Genomic DNA, 23,526 nt, shown 5'->3' with positions numbered 1-23,526 from the left:
GCCGGTGGATCCCCGGTGCGGCGGCCGCTGAGCGGCCGCCGCCCGGCCCTGCGGCGCAGCCGCAAATGGCTGCCGGGGCTGCTGCTGGTGTCGCCGTCCATCGTGGCGATCGGCCTGTTCGTCTACGGGCTGATCTTCTGGAACACGCGGGTGGCGGTGAGCGGCAAGCACGACGAGGTGACGCCGTACGGGTTCGACAAGGGCAGGAACTTCGTCGACCTGTGGCACCAGCCGAGCTGGCCGGGCGCGGTGAAGCACGCGCTGCTGTTCACCGCGGTGTTCGTGCTCGGCGCCCTCGTCCTCGGCGCGTTCCTGGCGTTCCTGATGGACAAGGGGATCCGGGGCGAGGCGTCGTTCCGGGTCATCTACCTGTTCCCGATGGCGGTGTCGTTCATCGCCAGCGGCGTGGTGTGGCGGTGGCTGATGAACCCGGCGCCGGCGCAGCGCGCCGTCGGGTTCAACCAGCTGTTCGACAAGCTCCATCTGAGCGGGCTGGCGAACGACTGGTGGCAGGACCCGAGCTGGGGCATGGCCGCGATGGCGCTCCCCGCGATCTGGCAGATGTCCGGCTACGTCATGGCCCTGTACCTGGCCGGGTTCCGCAGCGTCCCGGAGGAGCTGCGCGAGGCCGCACGCGTCGACGGCGCGTCCGAGTGGAAGGTGTACCGGTACGTGGTCTTCCCGCAGCTGCGCCCGGTGACGCTGTCGGCGCTGATCATCCTCGGGCACATCTCGCTGAAGGTGTTCGACCTGATCATGGCGATCGCCGGCAAGCAGATCATCACCTACGTCCCCGCCATCGCGACGTACGTGGAGATCTTCGACCGGCACGACCCCGCCAACGGCGCCACCATCGCCACCTATCTGCTGCTCGCGGTGGCGCTGCTGGTGATCCCGTACCTGGTGTGGTCGGTGCGGACGGAGCGGAACCGATGACCGCCGCGAGCACGGCGCGGCCCCCGGCCGGCGCCGGCGCGGCGGCCCGGACGCTGCGGATCGCCCGGCCGGTGGTCCTGCTGGCGTTCGTGATCCTGTTCCTCATCCCGGTGTACGTCCTGCTCGTCACCAGCTTCAAGCCGCTGCAGGAGGCCGACCCGAGCAGCGCGTGGAACCTGCCGCACCACTGGAGCACCACCGGCTGGAGCTCGGCGTGGGACGCCCTCAAGCCGGGCCTGGAGAACAGCGTCAAGATCGCGGTGACCGGCTCGCTGATCTCCGCGGCGCTCGGCTCGCTGAACGGGTACGTGCTGTCGAAGTGGCGCTTCCCCGGTTCCGACGCCGTCTTCACGCTGTTCCTGTTCGGGATGTTCATCCCGTACCAGGCGGTGATGATCCCGCTGGCCGGGCTGCTGACGAACATGGGCCTCGTCGGGACGATCCGGGGCCTGGTCCTCGCGCACGTCGTCTACGGCATCCCGATCTGCACGCTGATCTTCCGGAACTACTACGTGACGATCCCGGACGAGCTGATCGAGGCGGCCCGGGTCGACGGCGCGGGCATCATCCGCACGTACTGGTCGATCATCGTGCCGGTGTCCGGGCCCGCGTTCGCGGTGACGGTGATCTGGCAGTTCACCTCGATGTGGAACGACTTCCTGTTCGCCGTCTTCCTCGGCGCGCCCGACAGCTGGCCGGTCACGGTGATGCTGAACAACACCGCCGGGTCCGGCGCGACCGCCGTGCAGTACAACCAGCAGATGGCCGAGGCGCTGCTGGCGTCGCTGCCGACCCTGCTGGTCTACCTGCTGCTCGGGCGGTTCTTCATGCGCGGGCTGATGGCGGGCGCACTGAAGGGCTGACATGGGCCGGGACGGGCGGGCCGGAGCGCCCCGCCCGTCCCGGCCGCCCGTCAACCGCGCACCGGCCTCGCGCGTCACATTGGTGATCGAAGGAGATCCGGATGGCCTCGCACGAGCCGCTCGCCTGCCGCATTGGCAATCGGACGGCGATGCGCCTAGCCTCTCGGGCATCATCGCGCGGCATCCCCGGCGGCGGCCGTCCCGCCGGCCCGCGCGATCACGCTTCGGGCCGACAGGAGGTGACCGCGTGCAGGCGCTAAGCGTTCAGCAGCCCTGGGCGTTCGCGATCGCGCGTGGCGGGAAGAGCGTCTCGAACGAGAGCGCACCGACCGCCTACCGCGGCCCGCTCCTCGTGCACGCCTCCATGCGGGTCGACCTCAAGGCGTGCGACTCGCCGCTGATCCAGGCCGCCGGCTGGGACCCGCGCGACCCGCTCGCCACCATCGGCGCCGTCATCGCCGTCGCCGAGCTCGACGGCGTCTGCTCGGCCGCCGTGCGGGGCGGCTCGTGCGACTGCGGCCCGTGGGCCGACCCGGGGTCGCACCACTGGCACCTCGGCGCCGTCCGCGCCCTCCCCCGGCCCATCGTGGCCCTCGGCCGCAGCCCCGGCCTGTGGGAGCCGAAGCCGACGCTCGTGAACGAGATCAGCTCGATGTTCGCGGCGACCGCCGCGCTCGACCACTCGTCCTGAGGGCGTCGGCGGCCTCGCGGAGGCGGGCGAACTCGGCGGCGAGGCGGTCGGGCTGCCAGCTCGCGTTCAGGCCGCTCGGGTTCGGCAGGATCCACAGGCGCGCGGGGCCGAACGTCTCGTCCTGCGGGCCGATCTCGGTGCCGGGGCGGCCGAACGCGGTGCGGTAGGCGGTGACGCCGCAGATGGCGAGGTAGGCGGGGCGGTGCCGCTCGACCAGGGCGGTGAGGCGGCGCCCGCCGTCGCGCAGTTCCTCGCCGGTCAGCTCGTCGGCGCGCGCGGTGGCGCGCGGCGCCAGGTTGGTGATGCCGAGGCCGTAGCCGGGCAGCAGGTCCTGCTCGGACGGGTGGAGCAGCCGGTCGGTGAAGCCGGAGCGGTGCAGCGCGGGCCAGAAGCGGTTGCCGGGGCGGGCGAAGTGGTGGCCGGTGGCGGCGGAGTACAGCCCGGGGTTGATGCCGCTGAACAGCACGCGCAGCGGCTCGCCGTCCGGGGGCAGGACGTCGGGGATCAGGCGGTCGCGGGCGGCCTCCAGGTCGGCCTTGGTGGGGCGCATCAGACCAGGTTACGGACGATCAGGACGGTCGCGGACGCGCCGACGACGATGAGCAGCGCCAGCCGGAGCCGTCCGGCGTCGAGGTAGCGGCGCAGCGGGCCGGCGGCGAGGAACCCGGCGAGGACGAACGGCAGGAGCTCCAGCCCGGCCGTGACCTGCCGGGCGGGCAGCCGCCCGGCGGCGGCGAGGGTGGCCAGCGACAGCAGCGCGCCGGCGATGAAGAAGACCGCCAAAGTCGCGCGGACGCGGGGGCCGCTCTCCCGCTGGTACAGCAGCGCGATCGGCGGGCCGCCGATGCCGGAGGCGGTGCCGGTGGTGCCGGAGATGACGCCGGCGACGGCGAGGGTGCGGCGGTTGCGCGGCACCTCGCGGGCCCACGTCGTCACGGCGAGCGCGGCGAGGACGATGACGCCGATCGCGACGCCGAGGACGCGGTCCGGGGCGGCGGCCACCAGCCACACGCCGACCGGGGTCCCGATGAGGCGGCCGCCGAACGCCCAGCCGAGCCCCCGCAGCTCGGCGTGCCGGACCTCCTGGGCGAGCGTCGCGACCGGCAGGGCCAGCGCGGTGACCAGGATCGCGCCCGGCATGAGGTCGGGGAACAGCATCGTCACGATCGGGGTGGCGACCAGGCCGACGCCGAGGCCGACGCTGCCCTGCACGATGGCGCCGAGCAGCGCGGCCAGGCCGCCGATCAGCAGGAAGTCGGGTGGGGGCACGGAATGGAACGGTACATCCCGACTTTTCCGACCTGTGATGGGAAATCAGGCGGAGGCGTCCGTGAGGGCCTTCAGCTGCTCGCCGGTGAGGGCCGTGCGCGCCACCTGCAGGAGCGGCTGGAGCTGCTCCAGCGTGCGGGCGCTCGCGATCGGCGCGGCCACGGTCGGCTGCGCGGCGAGCCAGGCGAGCGCCACCGTCGCGACGGGCGCGCCCTGCTCCTCGGCGACCAGGTCGAGGGCGGCCAGCACCCGGCGCCCGCGCTCGGTCCTCAGGTACTCCCCCGCCCGGCCGGCGCGCGGGCTGTCCACCTCCGTCCCCGGACGGTACTTGCCGGTCAGGAACCCCGACGCCAGGCCGTAGTACGGGACGCAGGCCAGGCCGTACCGCTCGGCGAGGTCGCGGCGCGGCCCCTCGTAGGTGTCGCGGGACACCAGGTTGTAGTGCGGCTGGATCGCCACGTACCGGGCCGTGCCCTCCCGCTCGCTGAACTCCAGCGACGCCTGGAGCCGGTCGGGCTCGATGTTGGACACCGCGATGTGGCGGATCTTGCCCGCGCGCACCAGCTCGTCCAGCGTCCCCATGATCTCCTCGACGGGGACGGACGGGTCGTCGAAGTGGGTGTAGTAGAGGTCGATCCGGTCGGTGCGCAGCCGCCTCAGCGAGTCGTCGGCGGCGGCCCGGATGTTCGCGGGCGCGAGGCCGCGCCGGTCGGGATGCCGCCCGACCTTCGTGGCGACCACGACGTCGTCGCGGTTGCGGCGCTCCGCCATCCAGTCGCCGATGATCGTCTCCGACTCGCCGCCCGCGTTGCCGGGCGCGGACGCCATGTAGGAGTCGGCGGTGTCGACGAAGTTGCCGCCGGCCGCCGCGTAGGCGTCGAGGATCTCGAAGGAGCCGTCGCGGTCCGCCGTCCAGCCGAACACGTTGCCGCCGAGCGAGAGCGGGTGGACGTCCAGGTCGCCGATCTTCTTGGTGTCAGCCATGCTCCGATCCAATCAAACGGGTGCGCGGCTCCGGCTTCGGCCTGCGCCCGGTCGCCGAGCGCTAGACCGCCGTTCCGGTGTCCGCGTCCGCGAAATGGCAGGCGACCGCGTGCGCCGCGCCCTCCCGGACGATCAGCTCCGGGACGTTCTCGGCGCACGTTTCGGCGGCCATGTGGCAGCGGGTGCGGAACCGGCATCCGGTCGGCGGTGACGCCGGCGACGGCACCTCCCCCTCCAGGACGATCTCCCGGGCGGCGTCGTCCGGCCGGTCGCGCACCGAGGGGACCGCCGACAGCAGCGCCCGCGTGTACGGGTGCCGGGGGTCGCCGAACACCTGGGCGGCGGTGCCCTGCTCGACGACGGTGCCGAGGTACATCACCGCGACCTCGTCCGCGATGTGCCGGACGACGTCCAGGTCGTGGGAGATGAACAGGTACGCCACGCCGAGTTCGGACTGCAGGTCCGCGAGCAGGTTGAGGATCTGCGCGCGGACCGACACGTCCAGCGCCGACACCGCCTCGTCGCACACGATCAGCCGGGGCCGCAGCGCGAGCGCGCGGGCGATGGCGACGCGCTGGCACTGCCCGCCGGACAGCTCGTGCAGGCGCCGCGCGGCGTGCTCGGGCCGCAGGCCGACCAGGTCCAGCAGGCGGGCGACCTCGGCGTCCTCGCGGTCGCGCGGCACGATGCCGGGATGGACCCGCCATCCCTCCGCGATGACCGCGGCGACGGTCATGCGGGGGTTCAGCGAGGTGTAGGGGTCCTGGAACACCATCTGGACGTCCCGGCTCACCCGGCGGCGCCGTCGGGGCGGCATCGACGCGAGGTCCGTGCCGTCGAACTCGATGGTCCCGGCGAACGCGGGGATCAGCCCCACGATCGCGCGCGCGAGCGTGGACTTGCCACAGCCGGACTCGCCGACGACGCCGAGCGTCCTGCCCGCCCGGACGGTCAGGTCGAGCCCGGCGACGACGGGCACCCGCCGCCGGCCGAACCCGTGCCGGCCGGGCCGCTGGTAGCCGGCCTCCAGGCCGCCGACCCGCAGGACGATCTCGGCGTCCCCGGCCGGTGCCGCGGTGTCGTGCGCGGTCGCCGTCATCGGTCCTCCTCTGCACTGTGGGCGGCGCCGACCTCGTCGGCGTGGTGGCAGGCGACGGACCGGCCGCCGCTCTCGGCGAGCGGCGGGTCCTCGGTCCGGCACACGTCCGTCGCGAACGGGCAGCGGGGATGGAAGGCGCAGCCGCCGGGCGGGCGCCGCGGATCCGGCGGGAGGCCCGGGACCGGGGTCAGCCGGCCGCCCTCCGCGCCGTCCGGCATGGCCTGGAGGAGGCCCAGCGTGTACGGGTGCGCGGGACGGGTGTAGACGGCGTCCAGCGGGCCCTGCTCCACGATCCGTCCCGCGTACATGACCGCGACCTCGTGGGCCATCCGCGCCACCACGCCGAGGTCGTGCGAGACCAGCAGCGTGGCGAGCCCCGCCTCCTCCTGGCGGCGGGCCAGCAGGCGCAGGATCTGCGCCTGGACGGTCACGTCGAGAGCGGTGGTGGGCTCGTCGGCGAGCAGGACGGACGGGCCGAGCGCCAGCGCCATCGCGATCACGGCGCGCTGGCGCATGCCGCCGGAGAACTCGTGCGGATGGTCGCCGTAGCGCGTCCCGGCGTCGGCGATGCCGACCTCGCGCATCAGCGCGACGGCCCGCTCGCGCGCCTCCCGGCGGCTCAGGCCGAGCCGCCGGCGGAACGGCTCGGCGATCTGGCGGCCGACGGCGAAGCCCGGGTTGAGCGCGGCCATCGGGTCCTGGAAGACCATGGCGATCCGGCTGCCGCGCGCCTCGCGCCACTGCCGCGCGGAGAAGCCGGCGGTGTCGTCGCCGCCGAGGACGACGCTCCCGGCGGTGATCTCGGCGCCGGGCGGCAGGAGTCCGATGAGGGCCAGGGACGTGAGGCTCTTGCCGCTGCCGGACTCGCCGACGAGGGCCAGGACCCGCCCGGGGCGCAGCCGCAGCGTGACGCCCCTGACGACGGGGGTGACGTGCCGGCCGGAACGGAACCCGATGTGGACGTCGCGCATCTCCGCGGCGGCGTCCTCTTCGGGCGGGGTGGGGACGGGGTGGACGGCTGACATGGTCATGGGGAGGTCGCCTCTCAGAGCTGGGCCCGGGGGTCCGTCAGGTCGCGGAAGGCGTCGCCGACGAGGCCGACTCCGGTGACCACGGCGGCCAGCGCGATCGCGGGCATCGTGGAGATCCACCAGGCGGAGCCGAGGTAGTCGCGGCCCGCCGAGACGGTGGCGCCCCAGGAGGCCTGGTCGGGCGGGATGCCGAGGCCGAGGAAGCTCAGCGACGCCTCCGCGACCATCACCAGGCCGATCTGGACGGTCGCGGCGACCAGCAGCGGCTGCCAGCACGACGGCAGCACGTGCCGCACGAGGATCCGCACGTGGCCGGCGCCGAGGACGCGGGCCGAGTCGACGAACTCCAGGTCGCGCGTCGCGAGCGCGGACGCCCGCACGACCCGGGCGAACACCACCCAGCGGGTCACGGCCAGGGTGATGACGACGTTGGTGACGCTCGGGCCGAGGACCCCGGCGATGAGGATCGCCAGCAGGATCGACGGGAACGCCAGCTGGACGTCCCCGACGCGGGACAGGACGGCGTCGACCCAGCCGCCGAAGTAGCCGGACACGAGCCCGGCGACGAGCCCGACGGCGCCGCCGGCGAGGACGGTGGCGGCACCGACCAGCAGGGACACGCGGCTGCCGGCGAGCAGGCTGGTGAGCATGTCGCGCCCGACCTGGTCGGTGCCGAGCCAGGCGACCGACCCGTCCCCGAGCCGCGATCCGGGCGGCAGGAGCCGGTGCGGCAGGTCGGTCGCGACCGGGTCGTAGGGCATCAGGACCGGGCCGAGGAGCGCGGCCAGGACGAACAGCCCGACGACGGCGAGCCCGATCCACGCCCGCACCGGCAGCCGGCGCCGGCGGGGCTCGGCGGCGGCCGGCGCGGGCGCGGGCGCTGGCGCGGCGGCGATGGCGCTCATGGTGTGCTCCCGTTCATGCGTTCTGCGGGGTGAGGCGCGGGTCGAGGGCGACGCACAGGACGTCGACGACGAGGTTCAGCGCGATGTAGCAGACCGTGATCGTCACGATGGCGGCCTCGACCACGGCGTAGTCGCGGTTGGTGATGGCGTCGACCATCAGCGAGCCGAGGCCGGGCCAGGAGAACACCACCTCGACGATGACGGCGTTGGCGATGAAGTTGCCCATCAGCAGGCCGAGGACGGTCACGACGGGCAGCGCGATGTTGCGGGCGACGTGCACGTACAGCACGGCGCCCTCGCCGGTGCCCTTGGCGCGGGCGGTGCGGACGTAGTCCTTGCCGATCTCCTCCAGGGCGCCGTTGCGCACGAGCCGGGCGAGCCAGCCGACGAACGGCAGCGCGAGCGTCACCGACGGCAGGATGACCGCCTCGGGGCCGCCGCCCGCGGTGCTGGGCAGCCAGTGCAGCTGCCGGGCGAACAGCAGGATCAGCACGATGCCGAGCCAGAACGACGGCAGCGCCTGCCCGACGAGCGAGCCGGCGGAGACGAGGGCGTCGAGGATCCGGCCGGGCCGCCGCGCGCACAGCATGCCGAACGGGAACCCGGCCGCGAGGGTGATGACGAGGGCGAGCGCGGCGAGCGCGAGGGTCGCGGGGAAGCGGTCGAGGGTGGCGCTCATGGCGCTGCCGCCGAGCCGCCAGGAGTCGCCGAAGTCGCCGTGCAGCACCTCGCCCATGTGCGTGAGGTACTGCCGCCACAGGGGCTTGTCGAGGCCGAAGTCGGCGCGGACGGAGGCGAGCTGGTCGGCGCTCGCGTCCGGGCCGAGGATGAGGGTGGCGGGGTCGCCGGGGACGATCCGCACGACCACGAACACCAGCGTGACGGCGCCCCAGGCGACGAGGACGGCCTGGCCGGCGCGGCGGAGCAGGAAGCGGCCCATCAGGACGTCCTTCCGGTCCGCGCGGCCGCCGGGCCCGCCGTCGAGGAGCGGACGACGAGGTCGGCCTCCAGCAGCGTGCGGCTCGGCGCGTCCGCGGGCGGGGCGCCCGCCATCCGCTCCAGGAGCCGGTCGACGGCGGTCGTGCCGACGCGCGCGGCGGGCAGCCGCACGGTGGTCAGCGGCGGGGCGAGGTAGGCGGCGAACGGGTGGTCGCCGTGCCCGGCGACGGCGACGTCCCCGGGGATGGACAGGCCGTGCTCGGTGAACGCCCGGTACAGGCCGAGCGCGAAGTAGTCGTTTCCGGCCAGGACGGCGGAGCCGGGCTCGATCCGGGCGGCGAGCCGGCGGCCGATCGCGTAGGAGTCGATCGGGTCCCAGGGCTGCGAGCTGGCCTCGCGGCGGCGGGTCGGCACCCGCAGGACGTGGTCGTCGCGGACGGCGATGCCGCGCTCGTCCAGCACGGCGCGGAAGCCGCGGATCCGCTCGGCGACCGGGGAGATGTCCAGATCCTCCTCGACCAGGTACAGCTCGCGGGCGCCGCCGTCGACCAGGTGCTCGGTGGCGCGGCGGGCGCTGTCGTAGTAGTCGACGCCGACGAGGTCGGCGTCCAGGCCGGGCAGGTCGCGGTTCAGCAGCAGGACGGGCGTGCCCGACTTGCCGAGCCGCTCCCAGTGGTCGATGCCGTGCTGCACGGGGACGGCGAGGACGCCGTCCACGCCCCAGCGCATCAGCTCCTCGGCGACGCGCCGCTCGTTCTCGGCGCTGTCCTCGGTGACCATCAGCATCAGCGAGTAGCCGTGCACCCGGCCGCGCTCCTCGATCGCGCTGATGAGCCGGGCGTAGAACGGGTTGGAGGGGTTGGTGATGACCAGGCCGATCGTCATGGCGTTCTGGAGCACCAGCGACCGCGCCATCGTGTTCGGCACGTACCCGAGCCGGTCGGCCTCGGCCCGCACCCGTTCCCGGGTCTCGGCGCTCACCGCGTCCTTGCCGGCGAGGGCGCGGGACACGGTGTTGACCGACAGGTCGAGCGCGGCGGCGATGTCGCGCAGGGTGGCCCGGCGGCGCGGCGTCATGGCGTCCTCCTCGTGACCGTGGACAGGTCGGGCTGGTTGTTCGCGGCCGGGGTGAACCCGGTGATCCCGGTGCCGAGGCCGTAGGCGGTGGTGAGCGCGGCGGGGAAGACCCCGACCGCGTCGTCCCAGACGATCCTGCACGCGTCGGCGTACAGCCGGGCCCGGTCGTCGGATTCGGCGGCCTGACCGGCCTCGGCGAGGATCTTGTCGAGGGCGGGGTTCTTGTAGCCCATCCGGTTCGCCTTGGAGGTGTAGAGGCGGCCGAGGGTGAAGGCCGCGTCCCCGGTCGTCACGGTGTTGGTCTGCAGCTCCATGTCCCAGTCGAGGGTGTTGAGGCGCTGCAGCCACTGGGCCTTCTCGATGCTCTGCGGCCGGACGGTCACCCCGACGTCCTTCCACGCCGAGATCATCGACTGGGCGAGTTCGCGGGCGAGCGGGCCGGTGGCGTCGAACCACATCATCGTGGTCTCGAACCCGTCGCCGAGGCCCGCGTCGCGCAGCGCCTTGCGGGCGGCGCCCGGGTCGTGGGCGTAGGGCCGCTGCGCGGCGTGGCCGAACACGGTGGCGGGGATCGGGGCGTCCATCCGCTGCGCGCCCGCGCCGAACAGCTTCCCGACGATCTCGTCCATGTCGAGGGCCTGCACCATGGCCCGCCGGACGCGCGGGTCGGTGAACGGCCTGCGCCCGCAGTTGAACCAGGTCAGGTAGTACGTCCAGCTCGGGACGGACGCGACCCGCACGCCGTGCTTGCCCTTCACCTCGCCGAGCTGGTCGGACGGGACGGGCCACAGCAGGTCGACGTCGCCGTTGCGCAGCGCCGTGATCGCGCTGGAGGTCTCGGCGATGAACGGCATCGAGATGCCCGGCAGCCCGGCGGGCCCCGCCCAGTACCCGTCGAAGCGGGCCAGTTCGACGTCGGTGGACGGGGTGAACCCGGTGACGCGGAACGGCCCGGAGCCGACGGGGCGGCGCTTCTGCGCCGGGTCGGCGACCAGCTTCGCCGGGACGATGAACAGCAGGGTGAGGTTCACCGGCAGCGTCCCCATCGGCCCGTCCGTGACGAACGTGACCGTGGTGTCGTCGTCGGCCCGCGCGGACTTGACGGTCGCCCACAGCGCGCTCTGTGCCGACTTGACCGCCTTCGTCCGGTCGAGGCAGGCGACGACGTCGCGGGCCGTCAGGGGGCTGCCGTCGTGGAACCGCACGCCGGAGCGCAGCCGGAACACCCAGGTGGTGTCGTTCTCGCGCCGCCACGACGCGGCCAGGCCCGGCACGAGCCGGCCGGCGACCTCGCGGCGGACGAGGGTGTCGAAGACCAGCCGCTTGACGATCAGCGACGCCTCGTCCACCGCGGTGCCCGCGTTGTAGGGGTCGAGGTCGGCGACCGGCTGCCCGAACGCGGCGCGCAGCGACCCGCCCGGCGCGGCTGCGCCCGCGCCCGCCCCGCCGCAGCCGCCGAGCGCCACGGCCGAGGCGCCCAGGCCGGCCAGCGCGAGGAACTCGCGCCTTCGCAGGTCCATGACGGCGCTCCCTCAGCTCTTCAGCGCGAGATAGATCATCACGGTGGCGGCGGGGTCGGGGCCGTCCGCCGCGGCTCCGTCGGCCTCGACGGTGCCCTTCAGCCGCAGCCAGCCGCCGAAGCCGGCCGACTCCCAGCTGACGAGGTCGCCGGTGATCTCGCGTCCGGCGTCGAGGTCGCACCAGTGCAGGCCGTCGGGCGAGATCTGGGTCGTCACCCGCAGCCGGGTGCCGGAGCCGGTCCGCTTCAGCGTCCGGACGAACCAGCGCGCCTCCGCGGCCCAGGCCGCCTCGTAGGGTTCCGTCGCGAACCCGCCCGCCAGGGTGCGGTTGCGTTCCAGGACGGCCGTGAACGACTCGCGCATGCTGCCGGGGCTCCTCACCAGTCCACCGAGATCAGTACCGAGTCCAGGAACAGGAAGTTGCGCACGTCGGTGTGCGTCCTGACCGAGACGTAGAAGTTGAGCAGGTTCTGCAGCGACCCGTACTCCTCGGCGTACGGGGGCACGGGCACGTCGCGCATGTCGTAGACGGTGTCGTTGACCTGCAGCTCGATGTTCGAGCGGGTGCTCGTGTCGATCACCCACCGCACGTAGTGCCAGTTGACCTTGGTCGGCACCTCGTTGTAGCAGAGCTCCTGCGGCCCGCCGAACGCCTTCCAGTCGCCGGGGTCCGGAGCGGTGAAGTCGGCGGTCGGCGGCAGCTTGAGCTTGCCCTCGAAGTGCTCGCGCGGCGTCGGCTCGGGCACCGTCGGGTAGACCCACTCGCGGCGCAGGTTGTTGTCCACGTCGGTGTTCAGGTACCGGGCGACGCAGTGGTATCGGACGCCGTCGCAGATGTCCGTCGCGATCGTGAACGCGCCGAACTGCTGCTCGGACGGGTGCAGGTTCGCGTCCCACGGCCCGGCTCCCGCCTTGCCCGCCGCCTGGTTCTCCTCCGACGCCGCCTCGGTCTTGAAGGTCAGGTACGCCTCGAACTGCACGCGGCCGCGCCCCGCCATCGTGAGCCGGCGGATCGCGACGCCGGTGTGGCCGGCGAGCGGCCGGGTGGCGACCTTCAGCGCGTACGTCCCCGACATCGCGCCGTGCGTGCCGACGTCGAAGAAGTTGCACGAGCTGAGCTGCGGGGGCCGGAAGTCGCGCATGTGGTCGTCGACGGTGTCGAGGTTCCCGTGCCCGTCGTAGTTGCCGAGCAGCTCGATCCAGCCGTGCGTGCCGGTGTTGAAGTCGTCGTGGACGAGGATCCGGTCCAGCGGGTCGAACCGGGACAGCGCCGGGTCGGCCTTGCGGAGCTCGGCGGCCAGGGAGCGTCCGCTCGCGGGGGTGGTCATCGGGCGGGCCCCTCGATCCTCACGGTGGCGTCCACCAGGTTGTGGTCCGAGCGCAGCAGGTCGCGCGGCTCGCCCGCCTGCGCGGTGGTCTGCGGCACGAGGGTCCACTGCCGGACGGGCGTGCCGGCCTTGACGAAGATGTGGTCGATCTTGTCCTCCGACTTCGGCAGCGGGATGGCACCGCCGTTGAACGAGGCGTACTCGGCGTTGGCGCGCCGGTTCGCCGGGGCGGCCTCGAAGGAGTCCGCGTAGCCGAGGTCGGCGAACGCGTCGTAGGCGCTGGCGCCGTCCTCCTTGGACGCGGAGTTCATGTCGCCCGCGAACACGATCGGCAGCTTCCGCGTGGACGGGTTGTCGCGGGTGAGGTACTCGGCGGTGCGGGTCGCGTCGGCGTAGCGGACCTGGTCCCAGTTCTTCGTCCAGCCGTTGGGGTCGGTCGCGCCGTTCTTGCGGTACTCCAGGTGCATGTCGACGACGACGAACCGGGTCCCGGTGCGGCGCTCGCGCAGGACGTTCCACGTCATCGTCTTGCCGTAGATCTCGGTGGAGTCCGGCAGCCACAGCAGGTCGTGCGGGAGGGCCCTGCCGTGCTCGTCCTCGGCGGAGAACCGGCGGGCGTCGTAGTAGGTGAACCGGCCGGCGCCCGACTTGAGCGGGTAGCCGTACCAGGGGTTGCGCGTCCCCGCGTAGTCCGCGGGCGCCTCGGCGTAGCCGCGCGCCCGCATCGCCGCGGTCAGCGGCGCGCGGAAGGACTCGACGTCCACGCCCGGCTGGGTCGGCGTGGGGTTGTTGCCGATCTCCTGGGTGACGACGACCCCGGCGCGGGCGCGGACGACGTCGTCGGCGACCTTCGCGGCGCGGCCGTCCGCCCAGGGGGCCAGCTTGGTCGCGCAGTCGCGGCCGATCGTGTCGACGCAGGCCTGCTTGGTCGGCAGGCAGCCGTGCCCGCACGTGTTGTAGGTGGCGATCCGCAGGTCGAAGCCGCGGGCGTGCCGGACCGGCGCGGCGAACTGCGCCGCCGTCGCGTGGACGAGCACCGCGCCCGCGCAGGCCGCCGCGGCAAGGGCGGCGGCCGGGCGGGCGGAGGGACGGGGGGTCCTCATGCTGGAGGGGGCCTTCCGGTGTCGGCTGAGTCACATTAACGTTCACGTGAGCGTTCACACACCATCGATGGCCGACCCCCGTCCTGTCAAGAGGGGAATCGGGAACGCGGGGTCAGCGGCCCCCGCCGCCGAGGCGGGCCGCCGCCTGGTCGGACAGGGCGCGGGCCAGCTCGGCGGCCTGCGCGTCACCGAGCGGCTCGTGCCCGACGAGGACGCGGTACCACAGCACCCCGTAGACCTGGTCGACCATGAGGGCCAGGTCGGCGCCGACGGCGATCTCGCCGCGGTCGCGGGCCCGTCCCAGCAGCCCGGACAGGACGCTGCGCCGCGACTCGACGAACGTCCGCATGTGCTCGCGGGCATGCGGGTCGCGCTGCGCCTCGGCCATCGTGTTGCGCAGCACGGACGCGGTGAGCCGCCGGCCGGCGCCGCGGAACGTCGCGGTCAGGAACGCTTCGAGATCGCCGTGGAGCGTGCCGGTGTCGGGCACCGCGATGTCCGCGCCCGCGCGCTCGGCCATCGCCTCCAGCAGCACCGCGCCCTTGGACGGCCACCAGCGGTAGATCGTCTGCTTGCCGACGCCGGCGGCGGCGGCGAGCGAGTCGATCGTGACCGGGGCGCCGTCGTCGCGTGCCAGCAGGTCGACGGCGACGTCGAGGATCGCGCGCCGCGCCGCCTCGTTGCGCCGCCGCCCGGTGTGCGGCCGTCGCCTGTCGCTCATGGCACCACCCTATCCATTTGACGAGACCGCCAGTCTCGATGAATACTTGTCGAGACACAAGGTCTCGACAACTAAAAGGAGCCGGCCATGTCGCTCACCGGAAAGCGCACGCTCGTGTTCGGCGGCACCTCGGGCATCGGCGCGGCCACCGCCGCGCTGTTCGCCGCGCAGGGCGCCGACGTCGTGATCACCGGCCGGGACGAGGAGCGGCTCGCCAAGGCCGCCGCCGGCGGGCTCACCGCCCGCCGCGTCGACGCCTCCTCGCAGGACGAGGTGACCGCGTTCTTCGCCGAGGACACCCGCTACGACCACCTGGTCCTGGCGCTGAGCGGGGGCTCCGGCGCCGGCCCGTTCGCCACCCTGGACCTGGCCGACCTGCGCCACGGCTTCGAGGCGAAGTTCTGGCTGCACCTGCGGATCGTCCAGGCCGCGCTGCCCCGGCTGGCCGAGGACGGCTCGGTCACCTTCATCACCGCCTCGTCGGCCCGCGCCGCGCTGCCCGGAACCTCCGGGCTCGCCGCGATCAACGGCGCCCTGGAGGCGATGGTGCGGCCGCTGGCGACCGAGCTGGCGCCGCGGCGGATCAACGCCGTCTCCCCCGGCGTCATCGAGACGCCGTGGTGGGACGCGATGCCCGCCGAGCAGCGGGACGCGATGTTCGCCGAGCACGCCGCCGCGCTCCCGGTCGGCCGCGTGGGGCGTCCCGAGGACGTCGCGCAGGCCGTCCTACTCACCGCGGCCAACGGCTTCGTCACCGGCCAGGTGATCGAGTGCAACGGGGGGCTCAGCCTGCCGACCGGCAGGTGACGGTCTACGCTGTCGCTTCCGATCACCCCCGGAGGACGACGTGGCCGACGACGGGCCGGACGAGGCCGGCGAACCCGAAGGGCCGGACGGGGCGGCGGGGCAGCCCGTCACCCCGGACCGGCTGCGCGCCTTCAGCGACGGCGTCTTCGCGATCGCCGCGACCCTGCTGATCCTGGAGGTCAAGGCGCCGGCCGCCGACGAGCGCGTCTGGCACGCGCTGCGGCACGAGTGGCCGGCGCTGGCCGCCTACGCGGTGACGTTCCTGGTCATCGGCATCGCGTGGATCCACCACCACAACCTGTTCCACCAGGTGCGGACGGTGGACCGCGGGATGCTGCTGCTCAACCTCGGCATGCTCGCGACGATCAGCTTCCTGCCGCTGCCGACCGCCACCCTCGGCGGCCATCTGCGCGGCGGCGACGCGTCCGCCGCCGCGGTGTTCTACTCGGTCTCGATGGCGGCGGCGTCCGCCTGGTTCACGCTGTTCTGGCACCATCTGTGCCGCCGGCCGCAGCTGATGCTGCCGGCCGCCCGCGAGGGGGCGTCCCGGGCCCGCCGCAACTCGCTGCTCGGCCCCGTCGGCTACGCCGCCGCCGCGCTGATCGCCCCGCTCACCCCGGAGGGCTCCCTCGCCCTCAGCGCGGCCCTCGTCGTGTACTTCGTCGTGGGCCGGCGCGCCCCCGCCACCCGCACCCGCGTCCTCGCCGAATAGAGAACGGGCCGCCTCCCCTGCGGGGAGACGGCCCGTTTCTCAGCGGTCCTTACTTGCGGATGAGGTTCCGCAGGACGTACTGGAGGATGCCGCCGTTGCGGTAGTAGTCCGCCTCACCGGGGGTGTCGATGCGGACGTCGGCCTTGAACTCCCGGCCGTCCGCCTTCACCGTCACCTCGTCGGGGATGCCGCCCTCGTTGAGGGCCGTGACGCCGGTGATGTCGAACGTCTCGGTGCCGGTCAGGCCGAGGGACTCCGCCGAGTCGCCCTCCTTGAACTGCAGCGGGAGGACGCCGAGGCCGATCAGGTTCGAGCGGTGGATGCGCTCGTACGACCGGGCGATGACGGCGCGGACGCCGAGCAGCGCGGTGCCCTTGGCGGCCCAGTCGCGGGACGAGCCGGAGCCGTACTCCGTGCCCGCGATGACCACGAGCGGGGTGCCCTGCGCGGCGTAGTTCTGCGCGGCGTCGTAGATGAACGACTGCGGCGCGCCGTCCTGGGTGAAGTCGCGGGTGTAGCCGCCCTCCACGTCGTCCAGCAGCTGGTTGCGCAGCCGGATGTTGGCGAACGTGCCGCGGATCATCACCTCGTGGTTGCCGCGGCGCGAGCCGTAGGAGTTGAAGTCCTTCACCGCGACGCCGTTGTCCTGCAGGTACTGCGCGGCGGGCGTGCCGACCTTGATGGACCCGGCGGGCGAGATGTGGTCGGTGGTGACCGAGTCGCCGAGCTTGGCGAGCACCCGCGCGCCGTGGATGTCGGAGACCGGCTCCGGCTCGGCGCCCATCCCGTCGAAGTAGGGCGCCTTGCGGACGTAGGTGGACGCCGTGTCCCACTCGAACAGGTCGCCGGTCGGGATGTCCAGGCCGCGCCAGCGCTCGTCGCCCTTGAAGACGTCGGCGTAGTCCTTGGTGAACATCTCCTTGCCGATGGACGACTCGACGATCTCGGCGACCTCCTCGGCGGAGGGCCACAGGTCGCGCAGGTACACCGGGCCGTCGGTGCCCTCGGCGATCGGGTCGTTGAGGATGTCGATGTCCATCGTCCCGGCCAGCGCGTAGGCGATGACCAGCGGCGGGGACGCCAGGTAGTTCATCTTCACGTCGGGGCTGATGCGGCCCTCGAAGTTGCGGTTGCCGGACAGCACCGCGGTGACCGCCAGGTCGTTGTCGTTGACGGCCTTGGAGATCTCCGGCTGCAGCGGGCCGGTGTTGCCGATGCACGTGGTGCAGCCGTACCCGACCAGGTTGAAGCCGATCTTGTCGAGGTACGGGGTGAGGCCGGCGCGCTCGTAGTAGTCGGTGACGACCTGGGAGCCCGGCGCCAGCGAGGTCTTCACCCACGGCTTGCGGGTCAGGCCCCGCTCGACGGCGTTCTTGGCCAGCAGCGCCGCGGCGATCATCACGTACGGGTTCGAGGTGTTGGTGCAGGACGTGATGGCGGCGACGGCGACGTGGCCGTGGTCGAGCTCGAAGCCCGTGCCGTCGTCCAGCGTGACCGGCACCCGGTTGTGCGGCCGGCCCGAGCCGTTCTCCTCCAGGTGGCGCGGCTTGTCGCCGTTGCCGCCGTGGCCGATGGCCGGGGAGTCGGAGGCCGGGAAGGACTCGTCGGACGCCTCGTCCGTCGGGCCCTGCACGCTCTTGACGTAGTTCTGCACGTCGCGGCGCCAGGTCTGCTTGGCGGCCGACAGCGAGATGCGGTCCTGCGGGCGCTTCGGGCCGGCCAGCGACGGGACGACCGTGCCGAGGTCCAGCTCGAGGTACTCGGAGAAGTCCGGCTCGACCGACGGGTCGAGCCACATGCCCTGCTCCTTGGCGTACGACTCGACGAGCGCGACCTGCTCCTCGCTGCGGCCGGTGAGCCGCAGGTACTTCAGCGTCTCGTCGTCGATCGGGAAGATCGCGCAGGTGGAGCCGAACTCGGGGCTCATGTTGCCGATCGTGGCGCGGTTGGCCAGCGGCAGCGCGTGCACGCCCTCGCCGTAGAACTCCACGAACTTGCCGACCACGCCGTGCTCGCGCAGCATCTCGGTGATGGTGAGCACCAGGTCGGTCGCGGTGGTGCCGGCGGGCAGCTCACCGGTCAGCTTGAAGCCGACCACCCGCGGGATCAGCATGGAGATCGGCTGGCCGAGCATCGCGGCCTCCGCCTCGATGCCGCCGACGCCCCAGCCGAGCACGCCGATGCCGTTCTCCATCGTCGTGTGCGAGTCGGTGCCGACGCAGGTGTCCGGGTAGGCGACCCCGTTGCGGTCGAACACCACGCGCGCCAGGTGCTCGATGTTCACCTGGTGCACGATGCCCGTCCCCGGCGGGACGACCTTGAACTCGTCGAACGCCGTCTGCCCCCAGCGCAGGAACTGGTAGCGCTCCTTGTTGCGCTCGTACTCGACCTGCACGTTGCGCTCGAACGCCTGCGGCGAGCCGAAGTACTCGACGATGACCGAGTGGTCGATGACCATCTCGGCCGGCGCCAGCGGGTTGATCTTCGTCGGGTCGCCGCCCAGGTCCCGCACGGCCTCGCGCATCGTCGCCAGGTCCACCACGCACGGCACGCCGGTGAAGTCCTGCATGATCACCCGGGCCGGGGTGAACTGGATCTCCTTGCTGGGCTGGGCCTTGGCGTCCCACTGGGCCAGCGCGCGGATGTGCTCGGCGGTGACGTTCGCACCGTCCTCGGTGCGCAGCAGGTTCTCCAGCAGCACCTTCAGGCTGTACGGGAGGCGGGCCGAGCCCTCGACCGCGTCCAGCCGGTAGATGTCGTACGACTTGCCGCCCACCTGAAGCCTGCTCAGGCTGCCGAAGCTGTTCGCGGACACGGACTCCTCCTCCGTCACACGCCGCGCGTCCGGTCCGGGACATGACCGCGCGGCGCACGCTCATCGTGATCTTCAATGTGCGCCCGCCCCCGCGGCCGGCGCGGGTCGGGCGGCGCGGCGCGCGACGAGGCGGGTGTGCTCGTCTACCTTGATCCTGCCCTAGTCAGGCCCCTGGCCGGGAACCGGGTCCGCCTAACTTCCGCAGGATTTTTCTTGATGTCAAGATACATCCAATTTATCTCGACATCGAGCTACTTGCCACCCTACTCCCGGGGCGCCGCCCCGGGCGCCGGCCCGAACCTCTCGAAGAGGCCCTCGGTGTAGGTGCGCATGATCCGCAGGTAGTCCACGTGGGCGGGATCCATCAGCCACTGGATCTCCAGGCCCATCATCATGGAGATCACCTCGTAGGCCACCTGCTCGGCGTCCACGTCCGGCCTGATCTTCCCGAGCTTCTTGTCGGACTCGACGGCGTTCGTGATCCGCTGCCGGGCCCGGTGATAGCGGCGGGTGAAGAACTCGTGGAGGCTGTCGTCGGGGTCGAGGCTCTCCGCGGCGAGCACGACGTACAACCGGGTGAAGAGCGCGTTCTCCATGATGAGCTCGGCGGCCTCGGGAAGTTCCGCGAGGCTCACCATCGTGTGCGCCTCGTAGAACCAGTTCTCGCGCCGCTCGCGCTCCTCCACCGCCTCACCGAGAAGGCGGTCCTTGCTGCCGAAGTAGTAGATCAGGTTCGAGTGCTTGATCCCGAGGCTGTCCGCCAGCTCGGTGAGCCGCAGGCCGCGCTGCCCCTTGCGGGCGAGCGCCTCGATGGCGGCGTCGAGGATCGCCTGGCGGCGGGACTCGCCGCGCGGCTGGCGTTTCGCGCCGTCCGCGGGGGCGGCCTTCCGTTGCGGAGCCGGAACCGTCCCGTCGGCCGACCGCTCCGGCGCCTTGTCCGTCACCGACGGCCCTCCGCTCCCTCGACGCGATTTCTTGACAAGACTGTACGGTATCGCCCTCCACTGCGGGACCGGACCGCTCCGGGCCTACCGCAGCGCGGCCATCAGGGCAGGTGGAGACAGTTTTTGACAGCCTTGAAAAATTTTCGGCGGCGTGCCATCGTGCCTGCATGCGTTGGCCTGAGAACTTCATGTGGGGAACGGCGGCTTCGGCGACCCAGGCGGAGGGAGCCGCGCCCGCCTCGGACTGGTGGGAGTGGGAGCGGGCGGGACGCGCGCCGCTCTCCGGCGACGGGAACGGGTTCACCGCCTCCTTCGCCGCCGACTTCGCCCTCTACGCCGGCCTCGGGCTGCGCCACCACCGGATGTCGGTCGACTGGGCGAGGCTCGAACCCGAGGAAGGACGGCACGATCGCGCCGCCGTCGCGCGCTACCGCGAGATCATCACCGCGGCCGCCGAAGCGGGCATCACCCCGTGGCTGTGCCTGCACCACTTCACGCTCCCCCGGTGGTTCGCGCGGCTCGGCGGCTTCGCCGACGAGGACAACTGGCGCAGGTACTGGCTGCGGCATGTCGACTTCGTCGCGGAGTCCTTCGGCGACCTGGCCAGGGGATGGCAGCCCGTCAACGAACCGAACTACTATCCGCGGATCACCTACGGCGGCGGCCCCTTTCCCCCCGCGCGAAAGGACGCCGACGCGTTCAACCGGGTCTCCGAGGGAATCCACCTCGCCACCGCCGAGGCCGCCCTCGCCCTGCGCGCCACCGGAAAGCCGGTGGCATCGATCTACGGACTCTCCGTCCCGGTCGCGCTCGACGACTCGCCGAAGACGGCGGTAAGGGTCGGGAACCATCTGGCCGACCACTGGTCCTCGTGGATCGGCCTCGTCCGCGACGGCGTCCTGCGAATCCGGGACCGACCGGCGATCGATGTCCCCCACCTCGCGAACGTCTTCGACCTGATCGGGTTCTCCTACTACCGGACCACCGGGATCCGCGAAGGGGAGATCGTCCCCTACCCGTCCGGTGCTCCCCTCTCGGACATGGGCTACGCGGTCTCGGCCGACGGCCTTCGCCGCGTCCTGTCCAAGCTGCGCGACGACCTGGAAGGAACGCCCCTGCTGGTCGCCGAGTACGGCGTCGGAACCAGCGACGACGACCTGCGTGCGCGATACCTGCGCGACGGCCTCACCGTCGTGAACACCGCCATTTCGGAAGGCGTCGACGTCCGGGGCTTCTTCCACTGGACGGGAGTCGACAACTACGAATGGATGCGCGGCCACGAGGTGTCCTTCGGCCTCATCGGCAAGGACCGGGCCGTGCGCCCCAGCGCCGCGATCCTCAAGGCCGAAGCAATCGGCTAGCCGCAGGAGGCGCTCGCCGATCGGAATCAGCCGGTGAGCGCCGCCCGCACGGCCCGCATGAGCCGGAGCGCCCGCGCGTCGCAGCGAGGCGGAAGCGGAATGCGCTTCACCGTGTATCCGAAGGCCAGACCGTAGAACGGGTCGCAGACGCCCGCCGCCCCTCCGAGCCCGTCATGACCGAACGCCTGGAAACTGCCGTAGGCGAGACGGGGCTCCACCGGACGCTGGAAGACGATCCCGTACCGGAACGGGAGACCCGAGAGCAGGTCGTCCCCCGCCACCTGGAGTTGGGAGACCTGCGCGATGACGTCGTCGCCCGCGATGCGCGGGCCACCCGCCTCATGGCCGAGCGCCGCGTACATCCGGGCGAGGCCCCGCGCGGTCGCCAGCCCGCCGAGCGCGGGCGGGCCCACGCGCCGCGGCTCCTCGCCGTTGACCCACGTCCACACCGGCCCGGAATCGGCCGGTGCGACCATGGCGCCGAGCGAGTCGGGCGCGCTCACCGGGACGGACGCCATGCCCGCCTCCAGTTCCTCGTCGTTCGGAAGGTCGACCGGCACCACCCGCGCGTCGAGCGCCGCGGGCACGCCGAGATGGACGTCGATGCCCCGGGGCGCGGCGATGTCGTCGCGGAAGACCTCCGCCAGCGTCCTTCCCGTGACGCGGCGGACCAGCTCGTCCGCGAGCGTCCCGATCGTCACGCCGTGGTAGGCGAAGGCGGCACCCGGACGCCAGAACGGCCGCTGCGCGGCCAGGCGCTCGGCCAGCCCGTCGTGGGCGAGCAGTTCGGCGGCGCTGTAACCGCCGTCCACGGTCGGCAGGCCGGCCTGGTGGGAGAGCAGCTGCCGGACGGCGACGTCCCGCTTGCCGGCGGCGGCGAACTCGGGCCAGTGGTCGGCGACGCGGGCGTCCAGGTCGAGCCGTCCGCGCTCGACGAGGTGCGCGACCGTGACGCCGATGGCCCCTTTCCCGCAGGAGAAGACGGGCAGCAGCGCGTCGTCCGCCCACGTCCCGCACGTCAGGTCGACGACCGCCGTCCCGCCCCGGTAGGCGGCGAACTGGGCGCAGTAGGTCGGATCGGCCCCGGCCATCGCCGCGAACGCGTCCAGCACCGCCTCGTAACCGGGCGCGACATGACCACGTGCCCCGGCGCTCACGCGACCACGTCCGTACGGCCGGAGCCGCACCGTCCCGAGCCTTCACACCAGTGCATACCGGCACGATCGCACGGCCCAAAAAACTTTTCAACCCTGACAAGAATCTCTTGACGCCGCCGCCTGCCTGGGCAGATAGTCGGACACCACACCCCTCGTGAGCTGCGCGACAGCGCCCGACCCGAGGCGGACCACCCCATTCGTCGAACTCCGGAGAAGGGGAACGACAGTGCAGCAATCCCTCACCCCACGGCCGAACCGACGGCTGAGACCACGCTGGACGGCCTGCGCCGTCGCCGCGACGGCACTGGCCGCGCTGGCGACGGGCTGCGGATCGTCCGAGAGCGGCGGAAAACCGGCGGACGGCCGCAGCCTGAAGATCATCTACGTGCGGGACGTGCCCCAGCCGACGCCGTTCGACGCCCCGATCGTCAAGGGCTACAAGGACGCGGGGAAGCGGCTCGGCGACGACACCGTCTTCCAGGGCGCCCCGGCCAACACCAGGGCGAGCGACCCCGCGCAGGAGAAGCGGCTGCTCCAGAACGCGGTCGCGGAGAAGCCCGACTGCCTCATCACCACCTTCGACACCCCGTCCGCGCAGGGGCCGGAGGTGCGGAAGGCCCAGGCGGCGGGCATTCCCGTGGTGTTCGCCAACGCCGGCTACCAGCAGGCCGAGAAGTACGGCGCGCTGACCTACATCGGGTCGGACGAGACGCTGCAGGGCCGGACGGGCGGCCAGGAGCTCACCAGGCTCGGCGTCAAGCACCCGCTGGTGGTCTCCCTGACGCCGGGGTCGCTGCCGCTCACCGACCAGCGCAACGCCGGGTTCAAGACCGGATACACCGGCCAGACCACCTGGCTTTACATGTCGCTCAAGGAGGCGGCGGGCACCACCGCCTCGATCGCCGGGGCCATCGAGGCGAAGCTCGCGCGGGACCCCTCGATCGACGCCGTCTTCACCACGGGCGTCGTGTTCGCCCCAGCGCAGCTCGCGGCGCGTACCGCCACCGGGTCGCGTGCGGCCGCGATGACGTGGGCGACCATCGACACCAACGCGCAGATCCTCGGGGCCGTCAAGGCGGGGAACCTGGCGTTCGCGCTCGACCAGCAGCAGTACCTGCAGGGCTACTGGGCCGCGCTCGTCTGCGACCAGTACGTCCGCCACGGGCTCAAGCCCGTCGATCCCGTGATGGCCACGGGGCCCGTCGTGGTCACCCAGAAGAACCTGGCGGGCTATCTCAAGGCCGCGGCGGAAGGGATTCACTAG

At 72.5% G+C, this 23,526-nt stretch carries 23 protein-coding genes; 7 read left to right on the top strand and 16 right to left on the bottom strand.

Annotated features, from left to right (window positions below):
* Nucleotides 1-15 precede the first annotated feature (15 nt).
* The 3 genes from ABD296_RS18640 to ABD296_RS18630 all read left to right on the top strand — a co-directional run bounded on the left by ABD296_RS18640 (nucleotide 16) and on the right by ABD296_RS18630 (nucleotide 2,490).
* Nucleotides 16-936, top strand: a complete 921-nt coding sequence (locus ABD296_RS18640; RefSeq protein WP_344268208.1) for a carbohydrate ABC transporter permease — start codon at nucleotides 16-18, stop codon at nucleotides 934-936.
* Nucleotides 933-1,799, top strand: a complete 867-nt coding sequence (locus tag ABD296_RS18635; RefSeq protein ID WP_344268205.1) for a carbohydrate ABC transporter permease — start codon at nucleotides 933-935, stop codon at nucleotides 1,797-1,799. The genes ABD296_RS18640 and ABD296_RS18635 overlap by 4 nt, the downstream gene beginning before the upstream one ends.
* Nucleotides 1,800-2,046: 247 nt before the next feature.
* Entirely contained in the window at nucleotides 2,047-2,490 is a 444-nt protein-coding gene (locus ABD296_RS18630) for an ASCH domain-containing protein (RefSeq protein ID WP_344268202.1), read from the top strand.
* Here ABD296_RS18630 and mug read toward each other — a convergent pair.
* From mug to ABD296_RS18565, 13 genes are all read right to left on the bottom strand, one after another.
* Entirely contained in the window at nucleotides 2,444-3,040 is a 597-nt protein-coding gene (gene mug / locus ABD296_RS18625) for a G/U mismatch-specific DNA glycosylase (RefSeq protein ID WP_344268199.1), read from the bottom strand. The two genes, ABD296_RS18630 and mug, sit on opposite strands and share 47 nt — an antisense overlap.
* On the bottom strand, nucleotides 3,040-3,759 hold the full coding sequence (locus ABD296_RS18620) for a sulfite exporter TauE/SafE family protein (RefSeq protein ID WP_344268196.1): 720 nt from the start codon (nucleotides 3,757-3,759) through the stop codon (nucleotides 3,040-3,042). The genes mug and ABD296_RS18620 overlap by 1 nt, the downstream gene beginning before the upstream one ends.
* Before the next feature lie 45 nt (nucleotides 3,760-3,804).
* Complete coding sequence (locus ABD296_RS18615; protein ID WP_344268193.1) at nucleotides 3,805-4,743, bottom strand: aldo/keto reductase; 939 nt, start codon at nucleotides 4,741-4,743, stop codon at nucleotides 3,805-3,807.
* A gap of 61 nt (nucleotides 4,744-4,804) precedes the next feature.
* Entirely contained in the window at nucleotides 4,805-5,842 is a 1,038-nt protein-coding gene (locus ABD296_RS18610; RefSeq protein WP_344268190.1) for an ABC transporter ATP-binding protein, read from the bottom strand.
* Nucleotides 5,839-6,873, bottom strand: coding sequence for an ABC transporter ATP-binding protein (locus ABD296_RS18605; RefSeq protein WP_344268187.1), 1,035 nt, complete (start codon nucleotides 6,871-6,873; stop codon nucleotides 5,839-5,841). The genes ABD296_RS18610 and ABD296_RS18605 overlap by 4 nt, the downstream gene beginning before the upstream one ends.
* Nucleotides 6,874-6,887: 14 nt before the next feature.
* The gene (locus ABD296_RS18600) at nucleotides 6,888-7,778 is read right to left on the bottom strand and encodes an ABC transporter permease (RefSeq protein ID WP_344268184.1); all 891 of its coding nucleotides are present in this window, start codon (nucleotides 7,776-7,778) and stop codon (nucleotides 6,888-6,890) included.
* A 13-nt stretch (nucleotides 7,779-7,791) separates the two neighbouring features.
* Nucleotides 7,792-8,718 carry an ABC transporter permease gene (locus ABD296_RS18595; protein ID WP_344268181.1) on the bottom strand — a complete coding sequence of 309 codons (927 nt, stop codon included), beginning with the start codon at nucleotides 8,716-8,718 and terminating at the stop codon, nucleotides 7,792-7,794.
* A complete protein-coding gene (locus ABD296_RS18590; protein WP_344268179.1) occupies nucleotides 8,718-9,794 on the bottom strand; it encodes a LacI family DNA-binding transcriptional regulator in 1,077 nt (358 codons plus the stop codon). The genes ABD296_RS18595 and ABD296_RS18590 overlap by 1 nt, the downstream gene beginning before the upstream one ends.
* Entirely contained in the window at nucleotides 9,791-11,314 is a 1,524-nt protein-coding gene (locus ABD296_RS18585) for an ABC transporter substrate-binding protein (RefSeq protein WP_344268176.1), read from the bottom strand. The genes ABD296_RS18590 and ABD296_RS18585 overlap by 4 nt, the downstream gene beginning before the upstream one ends.
* A 12-nt stretch (nucleotides 11,315-11,326) precedes the next feature.
* Nucleotides 11,327-11,677 (bottom strand): hypothetical protein, encoded by a 351-nt coding sequence (locus tag ABD296_RS18580; RefSeq protein WP_344268173.1) that lies wholly within the window; start codon nucleotides 11,675-11,677, stop codon nucleotides 11,327-11,329.
* A 14-nt stretch (nucleotides 11,678-11,691) separates the two neighbouring features.
* A complete protein-coding gene (locus tag ABD296_RS18575) occupies nucleotides 11,692-12,642 on the bottom strand; it encodes a DUF6772 family protein (RefSeq protein WP_344268170.1) in 951 nt (316 codons plus the stop codon).
* Nucleotides 12,639-13,745: an exonuclease/endonuclease/phosphatase family protein gene (locus ABD296_RS18570; protein ID WP_344268167.1), complete on the bottom strand. Its 1,107-nt coding sequence runs from the start codon at nucleotides 13,743-13,745 to the stop codon at nucleotides 12,639-12,641. The genes ABD296_RS18575 and ABD296_RS18570 overlap by 4 nt, the downstream gene beginning before the upstream one ends.
* A gap of 112 nt (nucleotides 13,746-13,857) precedes the next feature.
* Complete coding sequence (locus ABD296_RS18565; RefSeq protein WP_344268164.1) at nucleotides 13,858-14,466, bottom strand: TetR/AcrR family transcriptional regulator; 609 nt, start codon at nucleotides 14,464-14,466, stop codon at nucleotides 13,858-13,860.
* An 87-nt stretch (nucleotides 14,467-14,553) separates the two neighbouring features.
* Here ABD296_RS18565 and ABD296_RS18560 point away from each other — a divergent pair, with 87 nt between their 5' ends.
* Entirely contained in the window at nucleotides 14,554-15,273 is a 720-nt protein-coding gene (locus tag ABD296_RS18560; protein WP_344268161.1) for an SDR family oxidoreductase, read from the top strand.
* A gap of 40 nt (nucleotides 15,274-15,313) precedes the next feature.
* A complete protein-coding gene (locus tag ABD296_RS18555) occupies nucleotides 15,314-15,985 on the top strand; it encodes a TMEM175 family protein (protein WP_344268159.1) in 672 nt (223 codons plus the stop codon).
* A 49-nt stretch (nucleotides 15,986-16,034) separates the two neighbouring features.
* Here the strand turns inward: ABD296_RS18555 and ABD296_RS18550 are convergent, their stop codons facing one another.
* A complete protein-coding gene (locus ABD296_RS18550) occupies nucleotides 16,035-18,800 on the bottom strand; it encodes an aconitate hydratase (protein ID WP_344268158.1) in 2,766 nt (921 codons plus the stop codon).
* 263 nt (nucleotides 18,801-19,063) lie between these two features.
* Nucleotides 19,064-19,744 (bottom strand): TetR/AcrR family transcriptional regulator, encoded by a 681-nt coding sequence (locus tag ABD296_RS18545; RefSeq protein ID WP_344268156.1) that lies wholly within the window; start codon nucleotides 19,742-19,744, stop codon nucleotides 19,064-19,066.
* 167 nt (nucleotides 19,745-19,911) lie between these two features.
* Here ABD296_RS18545 and ABD296_RS18540 point away from each other — a divergent pair, with 167 nt between their 5' ends.
* Nucleotides 19,912-21,105: a family 1 glycosylhydrolase gene (locus tag ABD296_RS18540; RefSeq protein ID WP_344268154.1), complete on the top strand. Its 1,194-nt coding sequence runs from the start codon at nucleotides 19,912-19,914 to the stop codon at nucleotides 21,103-21,105.
* A 26-nt stretch (nucleotides 21,106-21,131) separates the two neighbouring features.
* Here the strand turns inward: ABD296_RS18540 and ABD296_RS18535 are convergent, their stop codons facing one another.
* Nucleotides 21,132-22,262: a serine hydrolase domain-containing protein gene (locus tag ABD296_RS18535; RefSeq protein WP_344268152.1), complete on the bottom strand. Its 1,131-nt coding sequence runs from the start codon at nucleotides 22,260-22,262 to the stop codon at nucleotides 21,132-21,134.
* Between the two features lie 226 nt (nucleotides 22,263-22,488).
* On the opposite strand from ABD296_RS18535, the gene ABD296_RS18530 reads away from it, so the two are divergent.
* The gene (locus tag ABD296_RS18530; protein WP_344268150.1) at nucleotides 22,489-23,526 is read left to right on the top strand and encodes a substrate-binding domain-containing protein; all 1,038 of its coding nucleotides are present in this window, start codon (nucleotides 22,489-22,491) and stop codon (nucleotides 23,524-23,526) included.

This window comes from Actinomadura napierensis, from assembly GCF_039529375.1.
Classification (GTDB): Bacteria; Actinomycetota; Actinomycetes; order Streptosporangiales; family Streptosporangiaceae; genus Spirillospora; species Spirillospora napierensis.
This window is presented reverse-complemented; position numbering and strand designations above follow the sequence as displayed.

Bases quoted from the DNA above. Each gene is read 5' to 3' on its own strand.
- ABD296_RS18635 (WP_344268205.1), top strand. From the start codon at position 933: ATGACCGCCGCGAGCACGGCGCGGCCCCCGGCCGGCGCCGGCGCGGCG.
- mug (WP_344268199.1), bottom strand. From the start codon at position 3,040: ATGCGCCCCACCAAGGCCGACCTGGAGGCCGCCCGCGACCGCCTGATC.
- ABD296_RS18615 (WP_344268193.1), bottom strand. From the start codon at position 4,743: ATGGCTGACACCAAGAAGATCGGCGACCTGGACGTCCACCCGCTCTCG.
- ABD296_RS18610 (WP_344268190.1), bottom strand. From the start codon at position 5,842: ATGACGGCGACCGCGCACGACACCGCGGCACCGGCCGGGGACGCCGAG.
- ABD296_RS18605 (WP_344268187.1), bottom strand. From the start codon at position 6,873: ATGACCATGTCAGCCGTCCACCCCGTCCCCACCCCGCCCGAAGAGGAC.
- ABD296_RS18600 (WP_344268184.1), bottom strand. From the start codon at position 7,778: ATGAGCGCCATCGCCGCCGCGCCAGCGCCCGCGCCCGCGCCGGCCGCC.
- ABD296_RS18595 (WP_344268181.1), bottom strand. From the start codon at position 8,718: ATGGGCCGCTTCCTGCTCCGCCGCGCCGGCCAGGCCGTCCTCGTCGCC.
- ABD296_RS18590 (WP_344268179.1), bottom strand. From the start codon at position 9,794: ATGACGCCGCGCCGCCGGGCCACCCTGCGCGACATCGCCGCCGCGCTC.
- ABD296_RS18585 (WP_344268176.1), bottom strand. From the start codon at position 11,314: ATGGACCTGCGAAGGCGCGAGTTCCTCGCGCTGGCCGGCCTGGGCGCC.
- ABD296_RS18580 (WP_344268173.1), bottom strand. From the start codon at position 11,677: ATGCGCGAGTCGTTCACGGCCGTCCTGGAACGCAACCGCACCCTGGCG.
- ABD296_RS18575 (WP_344268170.1), bottom strand. From the start codon at position 12,642: ATGACCACCCCCGCGAGCGGACGCTCCCTGGCCGCCGAGCTCCGCAAG.
- ABD296_RS18570 (WP_344268167.1), bottom strand. From the start codon at position 13,745: ATGAGGACCCCCCGTCCCTCCGCCCGCCCGGCCGCCGCCCTTGCCGCG.
- ABD296_RS18565 (WP_344268164.1), bottom strand. From the start codon at position 14,466: ATGAGCGACAGGCGACGGCCGCACACCGGGCGGCGGCGCAACGAGGCG.
- ABD296_RS18560 (WP_344268161.1), top strand. From the start codon at position 14,554: ATGTCGCTCACCGGAAAGCGCACGCTCGTGTTCGGCGGCACCTCGGGC.
- ABD296_RS18540 (WP_344268154.1), top strand. From the start codon at position 19,912: ATGCGTTGGCCTGAGAACTTCATGTGGGGAACGGCGGCTTCGGCGACC.